Here is a 23851-nt window from a genome sequence, read left to right on the forward strand (position 1 = left end):
CCTATTCCGCCAGCAGGGCTTCAAGTTCTTCAGTCGAAAGACCGTCGAGTTCTGCCAATGCCGCATGGATATCATCTTGCAGTTCTTGGCGCGCAGCCTCGGCGTAAGGGCGCAATGCCTCGACATAACGGGCGAAGGCCTCAAGCTGTGGGTGTTCGAACAGCTCGCGCACGCCAACGTCGAGATCGAACTCACGCTTGAGGCGTGAAACGGTCTGTACCGCCAGCAAGGAATGCCCGCCCCGTTCGAAAAAGTGGTCATCAAGGCCCACACGCTCTACGTCCAGTACCTGCGCCCAGATACGGGCGATGGCCTGTTCGGTATCGGTCTGCGGCGCCCGGTACTCGCGGCCTGCTGCAGCGTCCGGCTCGGGTAGCGCGCGACGGTCGAGCTTGCCGTTGGCGGTCAGTGGCAACGTCGGCAACACCACGATCTGTGCCGGGACCATGTACTCCGGCAGCCGTTCGTGCAGATAGGCCTTGAGCTCGTCCTGAATCGCTGGGTCCGGGCTGGCGACATAGCCCACCAGCCGGGGGCCACCGGCGCCCTCCTTGACCAGCACCGCCGCTTCGTTGACCTGCGGGTGGCTCTGCAACTGCGCTTCGATTTCACCCAGTTCGATGCGGAAGCCGCGAATCTTCACCTGCTGGTCGATACGCCCCAGGTATTCCAGGCTGCCGTCGACCCGGCGCCGGGCCAGGTCGCCGCTGCGGTACAGGCGTTGGCTGGCATCGAACGGGCTGGCGATGAAGCGTTCGCTGGTCAGTTCCGGGCGGTTCAGGTAGCCACGGGCCAAGCCGGCACCACCGACGTAGAGCTCACCGGCAATGCCGACCGGTTGCGGATTGAGGTTGGCGTCCAGCACGTGCAGGCTGAGGTCGGCCAACGGCCGGCCAATCGGGCTCGGGCCCTTATGTGAAAGGTCTTGCCCGGTGATTTCCCGGTAGGTCACATGCACCGTGGTTTCGGTGATGCCGTACATGTTGATCAAGCGCGGCTGGCGATCACCGTAGCGTTCGAACCAAGGCCGCAGGCTTTCCAGTTCCAGGGCTTCGCCGCCGAAGATCACGTAACGCAGGCTCAACGGCGCCGTGTTTTTCTGCGCCAGAGGGATCAACTGACGGAACGCCGACGGCGTCTGGTTCAGCACCGTCACGCCCTCTTCGCTCAGGAGCTTGAGGAAGTCTTCCGGTGAACGGCTGGTGAAATACGGCACGATCACCAAACTGCCGCCGTGCACCAGTGCGCCAAAGATTTCCCACACCGAGAAGTCGAAGGCGTAGGAATGGAACAGTGTCCAGACGTCGTCGTGGTTGAAACCGAAATCGCCCTGGGTGGCCTGGAACAGGCGTTCGACGTTGCGCTGGGTCAACTGCGCACCTTTCGGCTGACCGGTCGAGCCCGAGGTGTAGATCACATAGGCCAGTTGTTCCGGGTCGATAGTCACCTGTGGTGCGCTGCATGGCTCTGCAGAAAGGTCCAGGGTGTCCAGGGCTAATACCTGTACCGGCAACTGCAAGTCCAGGCTGGACAGGCTGATGACCTGTTGCAGGCCGGAGTCCTCGACCATGTAGGCCAGCCGCTCCGCCGGGTAGTCAGGATCCAGCGGCACGTAGGCACCGCCGGCCTTGAGCACGGCCAACAGAGCGACGATCAGCTCCGCTGAACGAGGCAAGGCCACGCCGACCAGTACATCGCTGCCCACACCGAGGCTCACCAAGCGATGGGCCAGTTGATTGGCACGCTGTTCCAGCTCGGCATAGCAGAGGCTGACGCCCTGATGACGGATCGCCACGGCGTCAGGGCGCAACGCCGCCTGCGCGGCAATACGGGTCGAGATCGGCACGAACGCCGGGAAGTGTTGCTGCACCGCGCTCCAGTGCACCAGTTGTTGACGCGCGGTGACGTCATTCAGCTCCAGCCGCCCAAGCGGTTGCGCAGCATCACGGGCCATACCGAGCATCAAGCAGCACAGTTGTGCCATCAGCTGCTGCACGGTTGCGTCATCGAATGCCGCACGGTCATGGCTACAGGAAAACGCCAACGCTTCGCCCAGGTTAACGGTCAGGGCCAATGGGTAGTTGGTCATCTCCAATTGATCGACAGGGCCGAACTGCAGGGCCTGGTCCTGATGCTGGCGCAACGCCTGATCCACCGGGTAGTTTTCGAACACCACCAGCGTATCGAACTGCGCTTGCCCGCCTTGCCCGGCCCAGCCCTGTATCGCGTACAGCGGCGTGTGTTCATGCTCGCGCATGGCCAGGTTGTCGGTTTGCAGGGCGCGCAAGTAGTCGCCCACCGCCTGTTCGGCGAGCGGCTGATGAATAACCGGCAATGTGTTGATGAACAGGCCCAGCCAGGACTCGACCCCTTCCAGCTGCGTGGGGCGACCCGCTACGGTGACGCCGGCGCACACATGCTCAAGGCCCGTGTAGCGCTGCAGCAAAAGCAACCATGCGCCTTGCACCAAGGTGTTGAGCGTGATCCGCTGACGCTGTGCAAATTCGCGCAGACGATGTGTTTCGTCTTTGGTCAGCACCCATGCGCATGCGCCATAACCGCTTTCCTGGCTCTGGGAGACAGCACTGGCCAACAGGCACGGTTCGTCCAGTGGCGCCAGCCGTGCACGCCAAAAGTGCTCACTGGCCTCAACATTCTGCTCTTGGAGCCAGTCGATGTAGTCACGGAAACCGCCTTTGACCGGTTTCAGTGCCAAGGGATCAGCGTAGTGGCGAAGTACCTCGCCAATCAGTTGGGCGTTGCTCCAGCCATCGAGTAACAGGTGATGGCTGGTCCAGATCAGTCGATGACGCTGGTCGCTGACGCGCACCAGGCACAAGCGCAGCAAGGGTGCGTGCTGCAAATCGAAGCCACGGGCGTGCTCTTCGCGTGCAACCTGTACCAGGGCCTTTTCCTCAACGGCGCGTTCACGCCAGTCGAGCACCTGCATCGGCACCTGTAACTGACGATGAACCACTTGTACCGGCGCTGGCAGGTCTTGCCAGGCAAAGCCCGTGCGCAGGATCGCGTGACGCTCCAGTGCAGCCTGCCAGGCGGCGCGGAAACGCTCGACATCCAGGCCGTCGATATCAACACACAGTTGGTTGATGTAAGTACCGGCGTGCGGTGCGAACAATGAGTGGAACAACAGCCCTTGCTGCATAGGCGACAGCGGGTAGATGTCTTCAATTTCACGTGGTGGGACGGCCAGGCCATCGAGTTGCGCCTGGGTCAGTTGCGCCAGTGGAAAATCACTGGGCGTCACACCGCAGGCCATTGGGCTCATGCAGTGATCAAGCAAGCGGATGAGTTCGCGCTGGTAATCGTCCAACAGCACCTGTAACCGGGCACGACTGAAACGGGCAGCGTCAAAGCGCCAACTCAAGCGCAACTCGCCGGCATACACCTGGCAGTTGATTTCCAGCGCAGCCAATGCGAGCGTACCTGCCCCCTGCAACACCCCTGCCGATTCACTGGCGGGGTGCAGCAGGTCGTCGGCGCCGAAGCTGGTGTCGAACTGCCCCAGGTAGTTGAAGGTGACCTGTGCCGCAGGCAACTCATGCAACTGCTCGGCCCTTGCCAAGTAACGCAGGGCACCATAACCAACACCTTTATGCGGCACCTGACGCAGGGTCTCTTTGGTCGCCTTCAGCGTCGTCGCCAGATCGCTGTGAGCGCCAAGGCGAACCGGGTACAGGCTGGTGAACCAACCAACGGTGCGGGTCAGGTCGAGGTCCGCGAACAACGCCTCGCGGCCATGGCCTTCCAGATCAACCAACACGCTAGGCTGCCCGCTCCAGGCGCACAAGGTCCGGGCCAGGGCCGTCAGCAGCAGGTCATCAATGCGTGTGCGGTACGCCGCGTTCGCGGTTTTCAGCAACTGGGCGGTGCGGGCCTTGTCCAGGGTCAGGGTCAGGCTTTCGATACCGCCATCAGGGGTGCCGTCCTCCGGGAACTGATCCATGGGCCCCGCAAGCTGCTGTTGCCAGTACGCCACTTCCGTTTGCAGCACCTCGCCGTGGGCAAAGGCTTCCATGTGTTCGGCCCAGTGCTTGTAGGCGCTGGTCTTGGCCGGCAACGGTAACCCGGCGTAGGCCTGCTGCAAGTCCTCCAGCAGGATGCGCCACGACACGCCATCAACCACCAGGTGATGCACCACCAGAAGCAAGCGGGCCGTTCCATCGGCCAGCCGAATATGCACGGCGCGCAGCAGTGGGCCGTTTTGCAGGTTCAGGCTGGCTTGCGCTTCGTCACAATGGGCGGTGATTTCTGCGGCAGAAGACGCTTGGCGCTCCCACAACACGCCCTGTTCGTTCGGAGTTCGATGGTGTTGAACCCAGCGGCTCCCCTCCTGCTGCCAGCTCAGGCGCAAGGCATCATGGTGTGCGACCAAGGCCTGCAAGGCACGGTTCAATGCCTGGCTGTCCAGCGGTTGCGCAGCCTTGAGCAGTACTGACTGATTCCAGTGGTGCCGCTGCGGAATCGGCTGTTCAAAGAACCAGGCCTGAATCGGCGTCAGCGGCACCGCGCCACTGACCAGGCCCTGGTCAATGGCCAACCCGCCTTCCAGCGGTTTGGCCGCACGCGCCAGGGCTTGCAGGGTCTGGTGTTGAAACAGGTCTTTGGGCGTCAGCGCCAAACCGGCCTGCCGCGCACGGCTGACCACCTGGATCGAGACGATGGAGTCGCCACCCAGCTCAAAGAAGTTGTCGTGCAACCCGACCTGTTCCAGCCCCAGCACCTGTTGCCAGATACCAGCCAGTGCACGTTCTTCCGGCGTGCCCGGTGCCTGATAAACCAGGCTCTCCCATACCGGCTCCGGCAGAGCCTTGCGGTCCACCTTGCCATTGGGGGTCAGCGGGAAGCGTTCCAGCATCAGGATCTTGCTCGGCACCATGTAGTCCGGCAGTTGCTGCCTCAATTCAGCGAGCAAGGTTTCAGCCAGGCTTTCATCCGCAGCAGCGACCACATAACCCAGCAGATGCTTGCCATTGACCACTACCAACGCTTCGCGAACCGCAGCATGGGCCAGCAGGCAGGCTTCGATTTCACCCAGTTCGATGCGGTAACCGCGCAACTTGATCTGCTGGTCAGATACGGCCCAGGTACTCCAGTTGCCCGTCATCACGACGGCACACACGGTCACCTGTACGGTACAGACGGCCACCGATGTTCGAGAGCGGGTCGGGGATAAAACGTTCGGCGGTCAGGTCCGGGCGCTGGTAGTAACCTCGCGCGAGCCCTTCGCCCCCTATATACAACTCGCCGATCACGCCCGTCGGAACCGGGTTGAGGTCGGCATCGAGAATATGCGCCTGACGCGCCCCGACCACATCACCCAATGGCGCATAGGCGCGCGTTGACGGCCGACCATCGGCCTGCCAGAGCATCGGCGTGATGACGCATTCGGTCGGGCCGTAGCCGTTGATCAACTGGCAACCCAGCGTGTGCTGGAGCAGGCTCAGGATTTGCGTTGGCACCGCTTCACCACCCAAGGTGCAGAGGCGAACCGCCAGCTTCCGCGGTTCACTGCGCAGGGTGTCGCCCAACTGCTGGGCATAGGACGGCGGCAGATCAAGCAGGCTGACCCGCTCGCTGTCCAGCACCTGCAACAAACGCTCGATGCCCCATACATCCTGCCCGCGCATCACCACCCGTGCCCCAGCGGCCAGCGGCAGCAACCACTGCTCGGCGGCGGCATCGAAGCCCAGCGAGGCGAACAGCAACATCGCATCATCCGGCGTCACCTGATAGATACCCTGCATCGCCGCCAAGTGACCGGCCAATGCACCATGGCTGACAGCCACGGACTTGGGCTTGCCGCTGGAACCGGAGGTATAGATCAGGTAGGCCAACTGCCCGGAATGCACCGTGACCTGGGGTTGGCTGTTGGATTCATGTTGCAGGTCCATCCGGTCCAGCAAGTAGGCGCCAATACCCGTCGGCAGGCTCATCTCGGTCAGCGCTTCAGCCAGCACCCACTCAAGACCGGCTTCATGGGCCATAAGCGTCAGGCGCTCGACCGGCAATTCAGGGTCCAGCGGCAGGTAGGCAGCGCCGGCCTTGAGCACGGCCAGCATGGCGATCAAGGCGCGTGGCGTGCGCTGCAGCAACACGCCCACGGGCTGCTCCGGCTGCAGCCCGTCACGGAGCAAGCGCTGAGCCAACTGGTTGCTGTGCGCATCCAGTTCAGCAAAGCTCATGTGCAAGCGTTTACCGTGCTCATCCCAGACCAGTGCCACCGCATCCGGCCGCTCAACCGCGTGTTGCGCGATGCGCTGATGAATGGGCAGTGCACCGCTGTAGCAGCTGGCGACTGCCGGTAGCTGACGCTCGGCGGGCAGTAGCAGGTCCAGGCCTGCCAGCGGTGCGCGAGGCTGGGCCAGCAGTTGCCCAAGCAAGCGCTCGAAGCGCTCAGCAAGGCGGGCAATGCTCCGTGCTTCGAACAGTTCGACGGCGTAGGTAAAACTCAACTGCAATGAACCGTCCGCCGCCTCCAGGCTGTCCAGAATCAGTTCAAATTGCGCGTTACCCACGTGGTTGGGCAGCACTTCGGCGCTCAAGCCTGGCAACTGCCGTAAACCCTCTGCGGTTTCACGCTGATGGTTGAACATCACCTGGAACAACGGCGTACGGCTCAGGCTGCGCTCCGGTTGCAGCGCGTCCACCAGCCGCTCAAAGGGCACGTCCTGGTTCGCCTGGGCTTCAAGGCCAAGGGCATTGACCTGCTGCAGCAGTTGCGCGAAGCCCTCGCGCCCATCGACCTGAATACGCAGCACCTGGGTGTTGACGAAAAAGCCGATCAGGCCTTCGAGTTCCAACCGGTTACGGTTGGCTTGAGGAATACCGATGCGCAGGTCACGCTGGCCACTGTGCCGATACAGCAGCCAGGCATAGGACGCCAGGAGCAGCTGAAACAGCGATGCCCCGTGCTGCCCGGCCAATGCGCGCAAGCGTGTGCCGAAGGCGGCTGGCAAGGTCAGTACATGCTTGGCACCGCGCAGACTCGGCATTGCCGGGCGCGGATGGTCCAGCGGCAACTCCAGCAACGGCTGCTCGCCGCCCAGCCTGTCACACCAGTACGCCAGTTGTTCGGCGACCTGTGGGCCGTCCAGCCGCTGCTGTTGCCACAGCGCGTAGTCGGCATACTGCAGAGAAAGCGCAGGCAAACGCGCGGCGCGGTGCTCCTTGGCGGCGCGATACAGTTCGGCAAACTCGTCGATCACAATGCCCATCGAGGCACCGTCGGTGATGATGTGATGCAGGGTCACCAGCAACACCCAGCGGTCGTCCGCACGTTCCAGCAGGGTCACGCGCAACAATGGCCCATTGCCCAGATCAAACGGGCGCAAGGCTTCACGCCGGGCTTCTTCGAGTACGGCGGTGAACGACTGCCCATGCATCGGTACACGGGTGATGGAAATGGGTCGAGGCTCATCAATCAGCTGCTGCGGTTGGCCAGCGGCGTCGAGCGCAAAGCGTGTGCGCAGGCTTTCATGACGCGCCACCAGCGCGTCGAACGCCTGCTGCAGCGCCTGATGATCAAGCGTGCCCTGCAGTTGCAGCGCAGCCGGAATGTTGTAGGCCGCGCTATCAGGCTCCATCTGCGCGAGGAACCACAGGCGTTGCTGTGCGGCCGATAACGGCAACACCGATGGCCGAGGTGCAGCCCTTAACGGTGCCTGCGCCGCAACCTGTTCAGGCAACTGTGCGACAGCGCTGGCAAAGTCGGAAAGGTCAGCGGCTTCAAACAGGCAGCGCAACGGCACTTCACGCTTGAGTTGCCGACGAATGCGGCTGATCACCCGGGTTGCCAACAGCGAATGGCCACCCAGCTCAAAGAAATTGTCGTCCAGCCCTACCCGTTCAACACCCAGCACCTGCGCCCAGATCACGGCCAGGCTGATCGCAGGCTCGCTATCGGCGGCTCGCCATGCGCGGGCCTGCCACACCGGCTCAGGCAAGGCCAGCCGGTCGATCTTGCCATTGGGTGTCAGCGGCAGTTGCTCCAGCACCACGATCTGCGCGGGCACCATGTACTCGGGCAGGCTGCGCCGAAGTTCAGCTTTAAGGGTTTCGTCCAGCGTTTCCCCCGCTGAAGCAGCGACATAACCGACCAGGCGCGTGCCAGCGGCGGCTTCTCGGGCCAGCACCACGGCAGCACGCACCTCGGCGTTGGCCAGCAGTTGCGCTTCGATTTCACCCAATTCAATGCGGAAGCCGCGAACCTTGACCTGATGGTCGATACGTCCGAGGTACTCCAGGGCGCCATCGCGCCGCCAGCGCACCAGATCGCCTGTGCGGTACAAACGCGCCCCCGGCTCACCGAACGGGTCTGGCACAAAGCGCTCGGCGGTCAGGTCCGGGCGTTGATGGTAACCACGGGCCAGGCCTGCGCCGCCGATGTACAACTCTCCGGTGATGCCGACTGCAACCGGCTCAAGACGCGCATCGAGTACATAGGTCGAGGTCGCGGCGATGGGCCGGCCAATGGGTTGGTTCGCCGGGCTGACGGCGCGCATGGCTTGCGCGGTGGACCAGATGGTGGTCTCGGTGGGACCGTACAGGTTCCATAGCCGGGCACCGTTACTGCCCAGCGCTTCGGCCAGATCGCGCGGCAAGGCCTCTCCCCCGCAGATCAGGGTGTGGCGCGATGACGGCTGCCACCCGCTCTCCAGCAGAATGCGCCATGTCGCCGGGGTTGCCTGCATGACGTCGGCCTTTTCCAGCGCGGCTTGCAGCGCCAGGCCATCGCGGGCCTGTTCGGCACTGGCCAGCAGCACGCAGGCGCCACGCGTCAGCGGCAGGTACAGCTCCAACGCGGCGATATCGAACGACAGAGAGGTCACCGCCAGCCAGGACTGACCGGCAGCGATGCCCGGCGCCTCGGCCATCGATTGCAGGAAGTTGCTCAATGCGCCATGACGGACCATCACCCCCTTGGGTTTGCCGGTGGAGCCCGAGGTGTAGATGACGTACGCCAACTGCTCCTCAGCCACGGCAATGTTCGGGGCCGTGCTCGGCTCTGCGCCGAGGTCCAGTGTGTCCAGATGCAGGGCCTGGATCCCTTGCGCCACGTTCAGGCGATCTGCGACCACGGTGCTGGTCAATAGCAGCTCCAGGCCCGAATCTTCGATCATGTAGGCCAGGCGCCCCGCCGGGAACTCCGGGTCCAGCGGCACATAGGCCGCACCGGCCTTGAGCACGGCGAGTAACGCCACTAGAAGATGGGGTGAGCGCTCCAACGAGACCCCCACCCGCGCATCGGGGCCAACGCCCAGCGCTAGCAGCCGATGCGCCAGACGATTGGCCCGTTGCTCCAGCTCGACAAAGCTCAGGGTTGTGCCCTCGGCAACCAGCGCAGGTGCATCCCCCTGGCGTGCGGCGCAGGTTTCAATCAGGCGGTGCACCGCTGTCAGTCCCGGGAAGCTGCGTGTGTTATTGGCCAAGGCCACGATGCTGCGACGCTCGTCCTCGTCGAGCAATGGCACTGCGTCCAGTGCACAATCCGGGGTCTGCGGCAGCACCTGCAACAGGCGCAGGAAGTGTCGCGCGAGCTGCTCAATACTGGCCGCGTCAAACAGGTCAGTGGCGTAGCCGAAGGTCAGCCGCAAGACGCCAGCGCTGTCCTCCTCACTGTCCAGGTTGAGGTCGAACTGCGCGTTACGGCTTTCACGCTCGAACGGCTCGACACGCAGCCCCGGTAACCGAGCCAGGGCATCAAGGTCACGACGCTGATGGTTGAACATCACCTGGAACAGCGGGTTGTGGCTCAAGCTGCGCTCAGGTTGCAACGCTTCGACCAGTTGCTCAAACGGCAGGTCTTGATGTGCCTGTGCCCCAAGGGCGGCTTGCTTGACCTGTTCAAGCAAGTGGGCGAAGCCCTGTTCGCCGTCCACTTCACTGCGCAACACCTGGGTGTTGACGAAGAAACCGATCAGCCCTTCACATTCCAGGCGCTGACGGTTGGCGATAGGCACGCCAATACGCAGGTCCCGCTGACCACTGTAGCGATACAACAGGACCTGAAACGCCCCGAGCAGCACCTGAAACAGCGTACAGCCGTGACGCTGGGCAAACTGACGCAGCTCATCGCTGAGAGCCGCCGGTACGACCAGCGCATGTTTGCTGCCACGGTAATCGCGCACTGCCGGGCGTGGGTGGTCGGCGGGCAGTTCGAGCATCGGCTGACGCTCACCCAGTTGTTGCCGCCAGTAGGCCAGTTGGCGATCCTGCTCCCCCGCTTCCAGCCAACTGCGCTGCCACAACGCGTAGTCACGGTACTGGATCGTCAAGGCCGGGAGCTCAGGCTCGCTGCCGGCGCTGAACGCCGTATAGGCCTTGGCGAACTCGTCGATCAGTACCTTCATTGACCAGCCATCGGCGATGATGTGGTGCAGGGTTACCAACAGCACATGCTCGTCATCGGCCAGACGCAGCAGGCCAACCCGCAGCAACGCGTCGTGCTGAAGGTCGAACGGCGTCAGGGCCTCGAGCGTGGCCGCGTCTCGCGCAGCGCCTTCACGTTTAGCGGCCGGCAAATCGCGCAGGTCCTGCTCGCGGATGTCCAGCGCTTGCTGGTTCAGCACGATCAACTGTGGCTGATCATCGTGACCACGCTGAATACGGCTGCGCAGTGTTTCATGACGCGCAACGATCCGCTCGAACGCACGCTGCAGGGCGGCACGGTCCAGTGTGCCGCTCAGGCGCAGCGAACCGGCGATGTTGTAGGCACTGCTCTGCGGCATCAATTGTGCGAGGAACCACAGGCGTTGCTGCGCGTATGACAGTACCCCACTTTGGGCACCGATCCCCGCAGGGATCGGCAGCAGGTTGAGGTTAAGGTTCTGTTCCCCCAAGCGTTGGAAAAACACCCGACGTTTCTCACCGGGCAGCGCCATGAAGCGCTGTGCCAGTTCTAGCGCGACAGTCTGGTCAAGCATGTTCAGTCAATCTCCAAATCGGTGAGAAGTGCTGCCATCCGGCGTGCGGTGTCGGCGTTCAACGCCTGGCTGTGGCAGGCATCGACCTGAGCGCAGAAACGCGTCAGGGTGGTGGCTTCAAAAAGCTCGCGCAGTGCAACCTGAGTACCCAACTGCTGTTGCACACGGGAAATCACCTGGGTTGCCAGCAGCGAGTGGCCGCCCAGTTCAAAGAAGTCATCGTCCAGGCCGACCCGCTCAACGCCTAACAGCTCGGCCCACAGGCCGGCTACAGCCCGCTCGGTATCGGTCTGCGGCGCCCGGTACTCGCGGCCTGCTGCAGCGTCCGGCTCGGGTAGCGCGCGACGGTCGAGCTTGCCGTTGGCGGTCAGTGGCAACGTCGGCAACACCACGATCTGTGCCGGGACCATGTACTCCGGCAGCCGTTCGTGCAGATAGGCCTTGAGCTCGTCCTGAATCGCTGGGTCCGGGCTGGCGACATAGCCCACCAGCCGGGGGCCACCGGCGCCCTCCTTGACCAGCACCGCCGCTTCGTTGACCTGCGGGTGGCTCTGCAACTGCGCTTCGATTTCACCTAGTTCGATGCGGAAGCCGCGAATCTTCACCTGCTGGTCGATACGCCCCAGGTATTCCAGGCTGCCGTCGACCCGCGCGCCGGGCCAGGTCGCCGCTGCGGTACAGGCGTTGGCTGGCATCGAACGGGCTAGCAATGAAGCGTTCGCTGGTCAGTTCCGGGCGGTTCAGGTAGCCACGGGCCAAGCCGGCACCACCGACGTACAGCTCACCGGCAATGCCGACCGGTTGCGGGTTGAGGTCCGCGTCCAGCACGTGCAGGCTGAGGTCGGCCAACGGTCGGCCAATCGGGCTCGGGCCTTTATGAGCAAGGTCTCGCTTGGTGATTTCCCGGTAGGTCACATGCACCGTGGTCTCGGTGATGCCGTACATATTGATCAAGCGCGGCTGGCGATCGCCGTAGCGTTCGAACCACGGCCGCAGGCTTTCCAGTTCCAGGGCTTCGCCGCCAAAAATCACGTAACGCAGGCTCAGCGGCGCAGTGCTTTTCTGCGCCAGAGGGATCAACTGACGGAACGCCGATGGCGTCTGGTTCAGCACCGTCACGCCCTCGTCGACCAGCAACGCCAGGAACTCTTCCGGTGAACGGCTGGTGAAATACGGCACGATCACCAAACTGCCGCCGTACACCAGTGCGCCAAAGATTTCCCACACCGAGAAGTCGAAGGCATAGGAATGGAACAGTGTCCAGACGTCGTCGTGGTTGAAACCGAAATCGCCCTGGGTGGCCTGGAGCAAGCGTTCGACGTTGCGCTGGGTCAACTGCGCGCCTTTCGGCTTGCCGGTCGAGCCAGAGGTGTAGATCACATAGGCCAGTTGCTCAGGGTCGATGGTGACCTGTGGTGCGCTCGACGATTCTGCAGAAAGGTCCAGGGTATCGAGTGCCAACACCTGTACCGGCAACTGCAGGTCCAGGCTGGACAGGCTGATCACCTGTTGCAGGCCGGAGTCCTCGACCATGTAGGCCAGCCGCTCCGCCGGGTAGTCAGGATCCAGCGGCACGTAGGCACCGCCGGCCTTGAACACGGCCAACAGGGCGACGATCAGTTCCGCTGAACGAGGCAAGGCCACGCCGACCAGCACATCGCTGCCCACACCGAGGCTCACCAAGCGATGGGCCAGTTGATTGGCACGTTGCTCCAGTTCGGCATAGCAGACACTGACGCCCTGATGACGGATCGCCACGGCGTCAGGGCGCAACGCCGCCTGCGCAGCAATACGGGACGATACCGGCACGAACGCCGGGAAGTGTTGCTGAACTGCACTCCACTGCGCCAACTGCTGCCGCTCGGTAGCGCTGTTGAGCTGCACCCCACCCAGCGCTGTGTCACTGCCAGCCACCAGGTGTTTGAGCACCTGCAGCCAATGTGCGCCCAACCGCTCAATGGTCGAGTGTTCGAAGCGTTCGGCGGCATACAACAGGCGTACGTGAACCACGCCGTCAGTGTTTTCTTCGGTGTCCAGCACCAGGTCAAATTGAGCACTGCGCTCAGTCAGTTCCAGGCGTTCAAAGCCGAGCCCGCTGCGTTGTGCCAGGCCGGCGATATCGCGGCGCTGGTGGTTGAACAACACCTGAAACAGCGGGTGCGTCCCGGGTGTGCGCTGGCTGACCAGCGTCTCCACCAACTGCTCGAACGGCACGTCGGCGTGGGCCTGGGCGTTGAGGGTGACATCCCGGGCCTGGCCCAGCAGTTCGCCAACCGTCTGCACAGCAGCCAATTGCAGGCGCAGTACCAGCGTGTTGATCAAACAACCCACCAGCCCCTGGCTTTCGCCCTGCTCGCGGCCACTGACCGGCAAGCCGATGCGCACATCGTGTTGCCCGCTGTAGCGTTGCAGCAGCAGACCGAAACCGGCCAGCAGCACATGGAACAAGGTACAGCCATTGGTTTGCGCGGTGTGGCGCAGATCCGCGAGCAATGCCCCGTCCAGCGTAAAGCCATGGCAGGCGCCACGCCCCTGCGACAGTTCCGGGCGGGCACGGTCATACGGCAGGGCCAGCGGTTCGCCCGCGTCCTCCAGTTGCGCGGTCCAGTAACCCAGTTGGCGTTGCATCTCGGCGCCATCCAGACGCTCACGCTGCCAGGCGACGTAATCGACGTAGTCCCACGCCAACACAGGCAACTGCGCAGTCCGCCCAGCCTTGGCGGCGGCGTAGCACTCACCCAGTTCGTCCATCAACAATGCCATCGACCAGCCATCGGCGATCAGGTGATGCAGGCACACCAGCACGACGTGCCGGTCCTGTTCAAGCTGCATCAGCGTGACCCGCAGCAACGACGCATGCTCCAGATCGAATGGACGGGCGATCTCGTCGGCGGCTATCTGATGCACTGCAGCAAGGCGTTGCCCCGGCGCTACATGGTTCACGTCGACATCGCGCCACTGCGGTCTGCGCCCAGCGACGATCCTGAGTCGCGGTTGCCCGGCGTCATCGAAAAACGCGGCGCGCAGCATTTCATGGCGTTCCGCCAATTGGGCAAAGGCCTGGCGCAAGGCGTCATGCTGCAGTTCGCCGCTCAGTTGCAAGGCACCGGCAATGGTGTAGGCACTGCTTTGTGGGTCCAGTTGCGCCAGGAACCACAGCCGTTGTTGCGCCGCAGACAGCGGCAAGACGCCCGTGCGTGGCAGCCGGGGAATAGCCGGCGCCTCGGGTGCGGCCAAGGCCGCCGGCGCCGGTTGCAATGCCGCCAGGGCAGCAATGGTCGGCATGGCGAACAACTGTTTCGGTGTCAGCTTCAAGCCACGTTTTCTGGCACGGGCAATAATCTGCAGGCTCAGGATCGAGTCGCCGCCCAGTTCAAAGAAATTGTCGTCACGACCGACCTTGTCGCACTTGAGCACCGCCTGCCAAATCTCGGCCAGGAGGGTTTCGTGCTCGCCTTGCGGGGCCGCGAAGTGCTGCGTGGAGCTGGCCTCGGCCGGTGCGGTCGGCAAGGGCAAGGCGTTTCGATCGAGCTTGCCATTGGCATTCAACGGCAAACGCTCGAGCAGGATCAGTCGGGCCGGCACCAGATAGTCCGGCAGGTGCTGTGCAAGGTGCTCGCGCAGGTTGTCCAGGTGCAGGTGTGTGCCTGTTTCTGCCACCAGATAGCCCAGTAATTGCGGATGTTCATCGGCGTTCAGGCTGGCCAGTCGCACCGCAGCGGCCGCGACACCCGGCAATGCACTCAAGCAGGCGGTGATCTCACCCAGTTCGACGCGGTTACCGCGAATCTTCACCTGATCGTCAGTGCGGCCGAGAAACTCCAGTTGCCCCTCACGCAGGCACACACGATCCCCCGTGCGGTACAGCCGCTCGCCCGGGAATGCAGGCGCGAAGACAAAGCGCTCAGCGGTCTGCCCGGCTTGCCCCAGGTACCCTCGCGCCAGGCAGCGACCGCTGAGGTACAGCTCTCCCGGCTGCCCGGCGGGCAACAACCGTTGCTCGGCATCCAGCACCCGCGCAACCACGTTGGCCAGCGGCCGACCCAACGGCAGGCAATCGGGTGTCGAGTGATCGGCGCCCAGTGCCCAGGTCAGCACGCCCACCGTGGTTTCACTCGGGCCATAGTGGTTGATGATCCGGCAATCCGGACGCAATGCGCGAATGCGTTCCAACAGCGCCCTGTCGCAGGCTTCGCCCCCTACGATCAGGGTATGGCCGGGCAGCACATCGGCTGCGCGCTCGGCGTACAACAGGCCACGCAAGTGGCTTGGCACGATTTTCAATACCTCAACCTGATGGCGCGTCATGTACTCGGCGAAGCGGTCGGGGTCAAAGCGCCGCTCCTGCCCGGGCAGATGCAGCAGGCCGCCATTACACAAAGCGCCGAACAGCTGGGTATGGCCCAGGTCCGCAGCACTGGTCGACACCAGCGCCATGCTTGCCCCGGAGGGCAATTGCAGGCGTTCGAGAATGGCCTGTACATAGTTGGCCAATGCGCCATGTTCGACCAGAACGCCTTTAGGCTGCCCGGTAGAGCCCGAGGTGTAGATCAGGTAGGCGCCCTGCTCGGCGGACACGCTCAGTGCCGGGGCTTCGGCGCTCTGGCCACTCAGCTCAGCGCTGTCCAGCGCCAACAGCGGATGCGCGCAGGCCTCGGCCAACGTTTGGGTGGCAGCATGGCACAGCAGCAACGCCGCACCGCTACCGTCAAGCAGCCTGCCAAGGCGTTCAGCGGGCTGGCGACAGTCCAGCGGCAGGTACACCGCACCGGCCTTGAGGATGCCGAGCAAACCGATGACCAGGTCAACCGATGGCTCGACACACAGGCCAACCGGCGTTTCCGGGCATACACCGCGCTGGATCAGCGCATGGGCCAGGCGGTTGGCGGCCACCTCGACCTCGGCCCGACTCAGCCGCTGCTGTTCGTCCTGTAGCGCAGGGGCATCGGGGTTCAAGGCCAACTGTTCGGCCCAGCCATCGAGCACCGTCACCCACGGGAACTCACGAGTATCGCCGCGCAGTTCACTCAGCGCGTGCGCTGCATCGCCTGGCAGCGCCACCGGCAGTTGCTGCACACGCTGTTCAGGTTGGTTGGCCATGGCCATCAGCACCTGCCGCACTTGCTGCAGCAAACGTTCGATCTGCTGGGCGGTGAACGCAGCGCGTTGGAACGAGAACGTCAGGTGCAGTTGCTCGTCGAGGCTGGCGATCAGGCTCAACGGGTAGTTGTTACGCCCACGTGCCGCTGCCTCGGCCGCCTGATCGTCGAGCAGGCTCAGCTTCAGGCCCGCCGGTTGCTGGCGCAGCACCTCGTCCAGCGGGTAGTTCTCGAACACCAGAATGCTCTCGAACAGTGCGCCGCTCTGCACGCCGTCGCCGGGACGGGCCACGCGCTGCACGTCGGCCAGTGGGCTGTGCTCCAGCGCACGCAAGTCCAGGTTGGTGCGCTGCAAGGCTTGCAACCAGGTCGCCACCGATTGCTCCGTCGGCAGTTGGACCCGCAGCGGCAAGGTGTTGATGAACAGCCCGACCATTTCCTCGACACCGGCCAGCGGCAAGCCGCGACCAGAAACCGTGATGCCGAACAGCACATCGCTGCTGTTGGCATAGTGCCCCAGCAACACGGCCCAGGCGCCCTGCAACAGGGTGTTGATGGTAACCCCCAGGCGCTGCGCCGCAGCACGCAGATGCGCGGTTTCACTGTTTGCAAAGGTGCTGCCGAGTTCGGCATACCCCTGTTGCCCGGATGCTGTTGAAAGACGACCCGGCAGCGGCGTTGGCGCCGTCCAGTCGGCCAATTGCCCGTGCCAGAAGTCCTGGCGAGCCGCTACGGATTGCCGTTGCAGCCAACCGATATAGTCGGCGTACGGCCGTGAACCGATCGCGCCCGCCCCGGCTGCATGGCCATGATAATGGCCCAGCACATCGCGCAGGATCAGGCCCATGCTCCAGCCATCAAGGGCGATATGGTGGTTGCTCCAGATCATCCACCATTGCTCTTCAGCAACACGTAACAGGCCCAGGCGTATTTCACCGGCACGGCGGAAGTCGAAACCGGCACGGCGCTCCCCGTCCAGCAGGTCCTGACGGCGTTGGCGCTGTTCGCTCAGGCTCAGGCCGCGCCAGTCATGGGCCTGCAGAGTGACCCGGGCATGGCGCTGCACCACCTGCAACGGCATGCCGACTTCTTCCCAGTAATAGGCGGTACGCAATACCGGATAGCGCTCGGCAACCCGGGTCCAGGCCGCAATCAATGCCTCCTGGTCCAGCAGGCCTTCGATGAGGAAGCCACGCTGGTAGAAGTAGGCATCCTCGACGCCGTCTTGCAGAGCGTGGAACAGCATGCCCTGTTGCAGCGGCGATAACGGATAGACGTCTTCGATTTCGCGGGGCGCCAACGGCAAGCTGTCCAGTTGCTCCTGACTCAGGCGGGTCAGCGGGAAATCGCTTGGCGTCACACCGCCCGCTTCGGCGCTCAGGCAATGTTCGAGGACTGCGTGCAACGCCTCGGCGTAGCCGTCCAGCAAGGCCTGCACACTGGCAACACTGTGCTGCGTCGTGTCAAAGCGCCAGTTCAGGCTCAGCTCGGCGCCATGCACCTGGGCATTGATTTCCAGGCGCTTGAGTGAGGGGGCTTGCGCGCTCTGGACTTGCCCACACGACTCCGCTGCCAAGACGAACAGCCCCTGCGCCGCGAAGCTGGCGTCCAGTTGGCCGAGGTAGTTGAAGGTCACCTGCGCAGCAGGCAACTCAGCCAGTTGGGACGCCCCCGCCAGATAACGCAGGGCGCCGTAACCGACGCCTTTGCTGGGCACCTGACGCAAGGCTTCCTTGATTGCCTTCAGGTTCTCGCCGATGCCTTCGAAGCGCATCAGGCGTTGTGGGTACAGGCTGGTGAACCAGCCAACGGTGCGGGTCAGGTCGAGGTCTGCGAACAACGCCTCGCGGCCATGGCCTTCCAGATCGATCAGCACGCTAGGCTGCCCGCTCCAGGCGCACAAGGTACGGGCCAGGGCCGTCAGCAGCAGTTCATCAATGCGCGTGCGGTACGCCGTGTTCGCGGTTTTCAGCAACTGGGCGGTGCGGGCCTTGTCCAGGGTCAGGGTCAGGCTTTCGATACCGCCGCCGGGGGTACCATCTTCGGGGAACTGATCCACGGGGCCGGCCAACTGCTGTTGCCAGTAGGCCACTTCCGTTTGCAGCACCTCGTCGTGGGCAAAGGCTTCCATGTGTTCGGCCCAGTGCTTGTAGGCGCTGGTCTTGGCCGGCAATGGCTGCCCGGCGTAGGCCTGCTGCAGATCCTCCAGCAGGATGCGCCACGACACCCCATCAACCACCAGGTGATGCACCACCAGCAGCAAGCGGGCCGTACCATCGGCCAGCCGAATATGCACGGCGCGCAGCAGTGGGCCGTCTTGCAGGCTGAGGCTGGCTTGTGCTTCGTCGCAATGGGCGGTGATTTCTGCGGCAGAAGACGCTTGGCGCTCCCACAACACGCCCTGTTCGTTCGGAGCTCGATGGTGTTGAACCCAGCGGTTCCCCTGCTGCTGCCAGTTCAGGCGCAAGGCGTCATGGTGCGCCACCAAGGCCTGCAAGGCACGGCTCAGCGCCTGGCTGTCCAGCGGTTGCGCAGCCTTGAGCAGCACTGACTGGTTCCAGTGGTGCCGCTGCGGAATCGGCTGTTCAAAGAACCAGGCCTGAATCGGCGTCAGCGGCACTGCGCCACTGACCGGGCCCTGATCAATGGCCAGCGCACCTTCCAGCGGTTTGGCCGCACGCGCCAGGGCTTGCAGGGTCTGGTGTTGGAACAGGTCTTTGGGGGTCAGCGCCAAACCGGCCTGCCGCGCACGACTAACCACCTGGATCGAGACGATGGAGTCGCCACCCAACTCAAAGAAGTTGTCGTGCAGCCCGACCTGTTCCAGCCCCAGCACCTGTTGCCAGATCACGGCCAGTGCAAGTTCTTCCGGCGTGCTTGGCGCCTGATAAACCTGGCTTTCCCACACTGGCTCCGGCAGGGCCTTGCGGTCCACCTTGCCATTGGGGGTCAGCGGGAAGCGTTGCAGCACCAGGATTTTGCTCGGCACCATGTAGTCCGGCAACGCATCCTTGAGCTGTACTTTAAGTTCATCGCCCAAGCCATCATCGCGGTTCGACACCACGTAACCCACCAGGCGCTTGTCACGCAGCAGCACCACCGCCTCACCGACGTCGGCATGGGCCTGCAGCCGCGTTTCGATCTCGCCCAATTCGATGCGGTAGCCGCGCAGCTTGACCTGTTGGTCGATACGCCCCAGGTATTCCAGATTCCCGTCGGCCAGCCAGCGTACGCGGTCGCCAGAGCGGTACAGCCGGCCACCGGTGGCGGAAAACGGGTCCGGTACAAAGCGCTCGGCGGTCAGGTCTGGGCGCTGGTGATAACCACGGGCCAGCCCTTCGCCGCCAATGTACAGCTCGCCCGCCACACCCGGCGGCAACAGGTTAAGGTCGGCATCAAGCACATACAGGGTGCGGTTGCCGACCGCACGGCCGATGGGGGCGTACGGTGTTTCGCACGGTACATCGCCGTCTGCCCGCCACAGGGTCGGGGTGACGATGGTTTCCGTCGGCCCGTAACCGTTGATGATGCGCGGCGCTTTCAGGCCACGGCGCAGCAGCTCGAAGGTCTCCCGCGACACCGCTTCGCCGCCAATGGTGCATGAGCGCAACGTTAAAGGCTGCGGATGCGCCAAAGCCCACTCGGCCAGTTGATGGGCATAGCTGGTGGGGAAATAGGCCACGGTAACGTCTTGGTCCACCAGCGTCTGGTAGCTCTGCTCTGCCGAGATCAGCCCCGGGCCACGCAGCACCAGCCGGGCACCGAACATCATCGGCGACAGCCACTGCTCCACAGCGCCATCGAAACTGATCGAGGCGAAATGCAGGGCAATGTCGTCAGTGCTCATGCCGTACAGTTCCCCAGCAGCACGACAGTGCATGCTCAGGGCACCGTGCTCGACGGTCACGCCCTTGGGTTGGCCGGTAGAGCCAGAGGTGTAGATCATGTAGGCGAGTTGCTGCGGGGCGACCGTCAACACGGGCGCCTGTGTTGGCGCGCAGCTCAGGTCCAACTGGTCCAGGGCCACGACTTCGACGCCTTCCGGCCACGCCAGTGCCAGCGCGGCATCGCTCAGCACCCACTTCAGGCCCGCGTCCTTGGCCATGTAGGCCAGGCGCTCGGCCGGGTACTCTGGGTCCAGCGGCACGTAGGCACCCCCGGCCTTGAGGATCGCCAACGGGGCGAGAATCAGTTCCAGCGAGCGGTCCAGCGCGACGCCAACCAGGGTTTCCCGGCCCACGCCCAGGGCGATCAAACGATGGGCCAGCTGGTTGGCACGCTGCTCCAGCTCAGCGAAGGTCAGCGAGCGCTCGCCACACACCAGCGCCACGGCGTCGGGACGCAAGGCGGCTTGCTGGCTGATGGCTTCATGCACCAGCGGCAGGTGTGGCGTAACGCCCGCTGGCTGGCTCCAGGTGTGCAGTTGGCGATGCTCGTCGGCATTCAACAGGGCCAGCTCGGCCAGCGGTCGAGACGCCCGCTCAGGCAACTGCGCCAGCAGGGCCAGCAATCGCTCGGCGATACGCACAACGCTGCGCTCATCGAAGCGCTTGTGCGCGTAGCTGAAGGTCAACACAAGGCTGCCGTCGGCCTGTTCTTCACTGTCCAGGCTGAGGTCAAACGGGGCATCCCCGAGCAACCGTTGCAGGCCCAGCAATTGCAGGCCCGGCAAGGCGTGCAAGGCACTGTGATCCTGTTGCTGGTGGTTGAATGCCACCTGGAACAACGGGTTGTGGCCCAGGCTGCGCTCAGGCGCCAAGGCGTCCACCAGTTGCTCGAACGGCAGATCCTGATGGGCCTGGGCATCCAGCACCTCGCTGCGCGACTGGCGCAACAGCGCAACAAAGCTTTGCTGTGGATCGACATCGGCACGCAGTACCAGTGTGTTGACGAAGAAGCCGACCACGCCTTGCAGCTCCCGACGCGGACGATTGGCCACTGGCACGCCGAGACGAATGTCACGCTGCCCACTCAAGCGTTGCAGCAAGGCCTGGAACGCGGCCAGCAGTAGCATGAACAGGGTGCTGCCTTCGCCCAGCGCCAGGCGCCTTAACAGTGCAACCCGCGTGGCCGGCACGACCACGCTGTAACGGGATGCCAACTGGGATGATTGCTCGCCGGTAACGCTATCGACAGGTAATTCCAGGACCGGCTGTTCGCCGCCCAGGCGCGACGTCCAGTAGTTCAATTGCCGCTGCTGTTCGTCGTCACGCTCAAGGCGCAAGCGCTGCCAATCGGCAAAGTCGACGTAGCCCACCGGCAGCGCTGGCAAGGTCAACGCCGTGCGGTCGCAGGGCTGCTCGCAAAAATGCGTGTAGAGCCGGGCGAACTCGTCGATCAGCACGTGCATCGAGCTACCGTCAGCGATGATGTGGTGCAGGTTGACCAGCAGCAACGCCTCATCGTCGGCGCGCTGAAGCACCTGCACACGGATCAATGGCCCGCACTGCAGATCGAACGGCTCACGCATTGCCTGATCGGCACGTGTGCGCAGTTGCTCCAGGCTGTCGGCAGGCCAATGGTTGAAGGTCACCTGCAAGGCATCGACAGGCAGCAGGCGCAACCAGGGTTGGCCATCGCGCTGCGGGAACTCACTGCGCAGGCTTTCATGACGGGCGAACAATTGGCCAAAGGCCTGCTGTAGCGCGAGGCGGTTCAATACGCCACGCAGGTGCAAGGTCGCGGCGATGTGATACGCGCTACTGTGCGGTTCCAGCTGAGCAAGGAACCACAATCGGCGTTGACCGAGGGACAACGGCAGCGCGCCGCTGCGCGGCAACCGGCTGATCACCTCCAAGGCCGGTCGACCGCTGGCCAGCATGGTGTCCAGCACCGCAGCGAACGCACGCAGGGTGGGCGCTTCAAACAGCAGGCGCGGCGCCAACTGGATGCCGAGTTCATCCTGCAGGCGGGCCAGGCCCTGCATGGCAAGAATGGAGGTGCCGCCCAGGGCAAAGAAGCTGTCTTCGGGTAACACCTGCTCGACCTTCAGCACGTCCTGCCACAGCGCGGCGACATGCGCTTCCCGTGGGCTCAAGGCGGCGGCTGGCGCGTTGCCCGGCTCGCGCACCTGATCGGTCGGGTAAGACGCATAGACGTCATCGCTGCCGGCCAACCACAAGTGGCGGCAGGTCGAGCGCTGCACTTTGCCACTGGTGGTCTTCGGCAATGTCCCCGGCTGCAACAACAGAATCACACTGGCCGGTTCTTGATGGGCCAGCGCCACGCACTCGCGAATCGCGCTGAACAAGGCGGACGGCGTGACCTGCTTCTGAACCGCACGGCTGACTTCCACGGCAATGCCGATACCCTCGCGGCCATCGACCTGCACCGCAAATGCCGCAACACGGCCTTTGCGCAGCAGGTCGATTTGATCCTCGAGGTTTTTTTCGATGTCCTGTGGGTACAGGTTATGCCCGCGAATGATGATCAGGTCTTTGCTTCGACCGCTGATAAACAGCGTGCCATCGTGCACAAAGCCCAGGTCGCCGGTGCGCAGGAATGTCTGCTGGCCGTCGCTCACGAAGGCTGCTGACGTGGCCTCGGGATTGCGCCAGTAGCCGTGGGTAACACTCGGCCCGGCAAAGCAGACTTCGCCAACCTGCCCGTCGGCCAGCGCGAGCAGTGAGCCCGGCGCGGCGATGCGCACCTCGTGCTCGGCCACCGGCCCGCCACACCCCACCAGGCAATCGCCCTGCTCTGCGGCAACGGCCTGCCCCTGCGCCAGTTGATCGCGCACGAAGTGCTCGGCGCGCAAGCCCTGGCCTCGCTGACCGGCACTGACGAACAGCGTCGCTTCGGCCAGACCGTAACACGGGAACAGCGCTTGTGGGTCGAACCCATAGGGTTCGAATTTCTCGCAGAACGCTTGCAGGGTGTCATGACGCACGGGCTCGGAGCCCGAGAACGCCAGGCGCCAGCCGCTGAGGTCAAGGCCGGCCAGGGCACTGTCGCGCACCCGCTCGACGCACAGGCGAAAGGCGAAATCCGGCCCGCCGCTGACGCTGCCGCCAAAGCGCGACACCGCTTGCAGCCAGCGCAACGGGCGCTCAAGGAAGTGCCGGGGCGACATCAACACCACTTCGATGCCGCTGTAGATTCCTTGCAGCAGGCTGCCGATCAGGCCCATGTCGTGATACAGCGGCAACCAACTGACGATCACATCGCGGTCATGAATGCCGAAACCGCTGCGAATCGCCCGCGCGTTGGCAATCAGGTTGTCGTGACCGACCATCACGCCTTTGGGCGTCGAGGTAGAGCCGGAGGTGTACTGCAAAAAGGCCAGGCCGTCAGGATCAATGCACGGCTGCTGCCAAAGCGAAGCCAGGGCCGGGTCGAGTACATCGACCGCCATCAGTTCAATGCCGGCCAGTGCCCGCAGATCGCGCTGCAACGCTTGCAGGCCCGGCAGCAAGGCACTGTCGGTGAGGATGAAGCGTGGCTCGGCGTCGCCGATGATCGCCAGCAAGCGCTCAAGGTGCTGTGGCTTGAGCGATTCGGGTGGGTAAGCCGGCACAGCGACACAACCGGCGTACAGGCAGCCAAAGAACGCCCCGACATAGTCGAGGCCGCTGGGGAACAGCAAGACCGCCCGCTCACCGGCCCCTGCACTGCCCTGCAGGGCTGCGCCGACGGTACGGGCGCGTACATCCAGCTGGGCGAAACTGCAGGTCTGGCTGGTTTCGTCGCCATCGACCAGCCAGCGCAGCGCGGTACGGGTAGGTTGCCGCGCGGCGAGGTATTGCAGGCGTTCGACGAAAGTGCTGTCCGCGGGAATTTGCACGCTCATTACATCACTCGCTAAGAAAG

4 protein-coding genes are annotated in these 23851 nt (G+C 63.7%); all 4 read right to left on the minus strand.

Going from position 1 to position 23851, the window contains the following annotated elements:
- Position 1 precedes the first annotated feature (1 nt).
- The 4 genes from ACZ9H3_RS04565 to ACZ9H3_RS04580 are packed head-to-tail and all read right to left on the minus strand — an operon-like array spanning position 2 to position 23831.
- The gene (locus ACZ9H3_RS04565; RefSeq protein ID WP_476219856.1) at positions 2 to 5167 is read right to left on the minus strand and encodes an amino acid adenylation domain-containing protein; all 5166 of its coding nucleotides are present in this window, start codon (positions 5165 to 5167) and stop codon (positions 2 to 4) included.
- Positions 5091 to 10943: an amino acid adenylation domain-containing protein gene (locus ACZ9H3_RS04570; RefSeq protein ID WP_476219858.1), complete on the minus strand. Its 5853-nt coding sequence runs from the start codon at positions 10941 to 10943 to the stop codon at positions 5091 to 5093. Before ACZ9H3_RS04570 ends, ACZ9H3_RS04565 begins: the two co-directional genes overlap by 77 nt.
- A 2-nt stretch (positions 10944 to 10945) precedes the next feature.
- Positions 10946 to 11548 carry a phosphopantetheine-binding protein gene (locus tag ACZ9H3_RS04575; RefSeq protein ID WP_476222696.1) on the minus strand — a complete coding sequence of 201 codons (603 nt, stop codon included), beginning with the start codon at positions 11546 to 11548 and terminating at the stop codon, positions 10946 to 10948.
- Positions 11514 to 23831 carry a non-ribosomal peptide synthase/polyketide synthase gene (locus ACZ9H3_RS04580; protein WP_476219860.1) on the minus strand — a complete coding sequence of 4106 codons (12318 nt, stop codon included), beginning with the start codon at positions 23829 to 23831 and terminating at the stop codon, positions 11514 to 11516. Before ACZ9H3_RS04580 ends, ACZ9H3_RS04575 begins: the two co-directional genes overlap by 35 nt.
- Between the last annotated feature and the right edge of the window lie 20 nt (positions 23832 to 23851).

The sequence above is a fragment of the Pseudomonas sp. TE3910 genome (assembly GCF_056279025.1).

What these genes read in the sequence shown, in the direction of transcription:
- ACZ9H3_RS04580 (WP_476219860.1), bottom strand. Translation starts at nt 23,831, where the DNA reads ATGAGCGTGCAAATTCCCGCGGACAGCACTTTCGTCGAACGCCTGCAA.
- ACZ9H3_RS04570 (WP_476219858.1), bottom strand. Translation starts at nt 10,943, where the DNA reads ATGCTTGACCAGACTGTCGCGCTAGAACTGGCACAGCGCTTCATGGCG.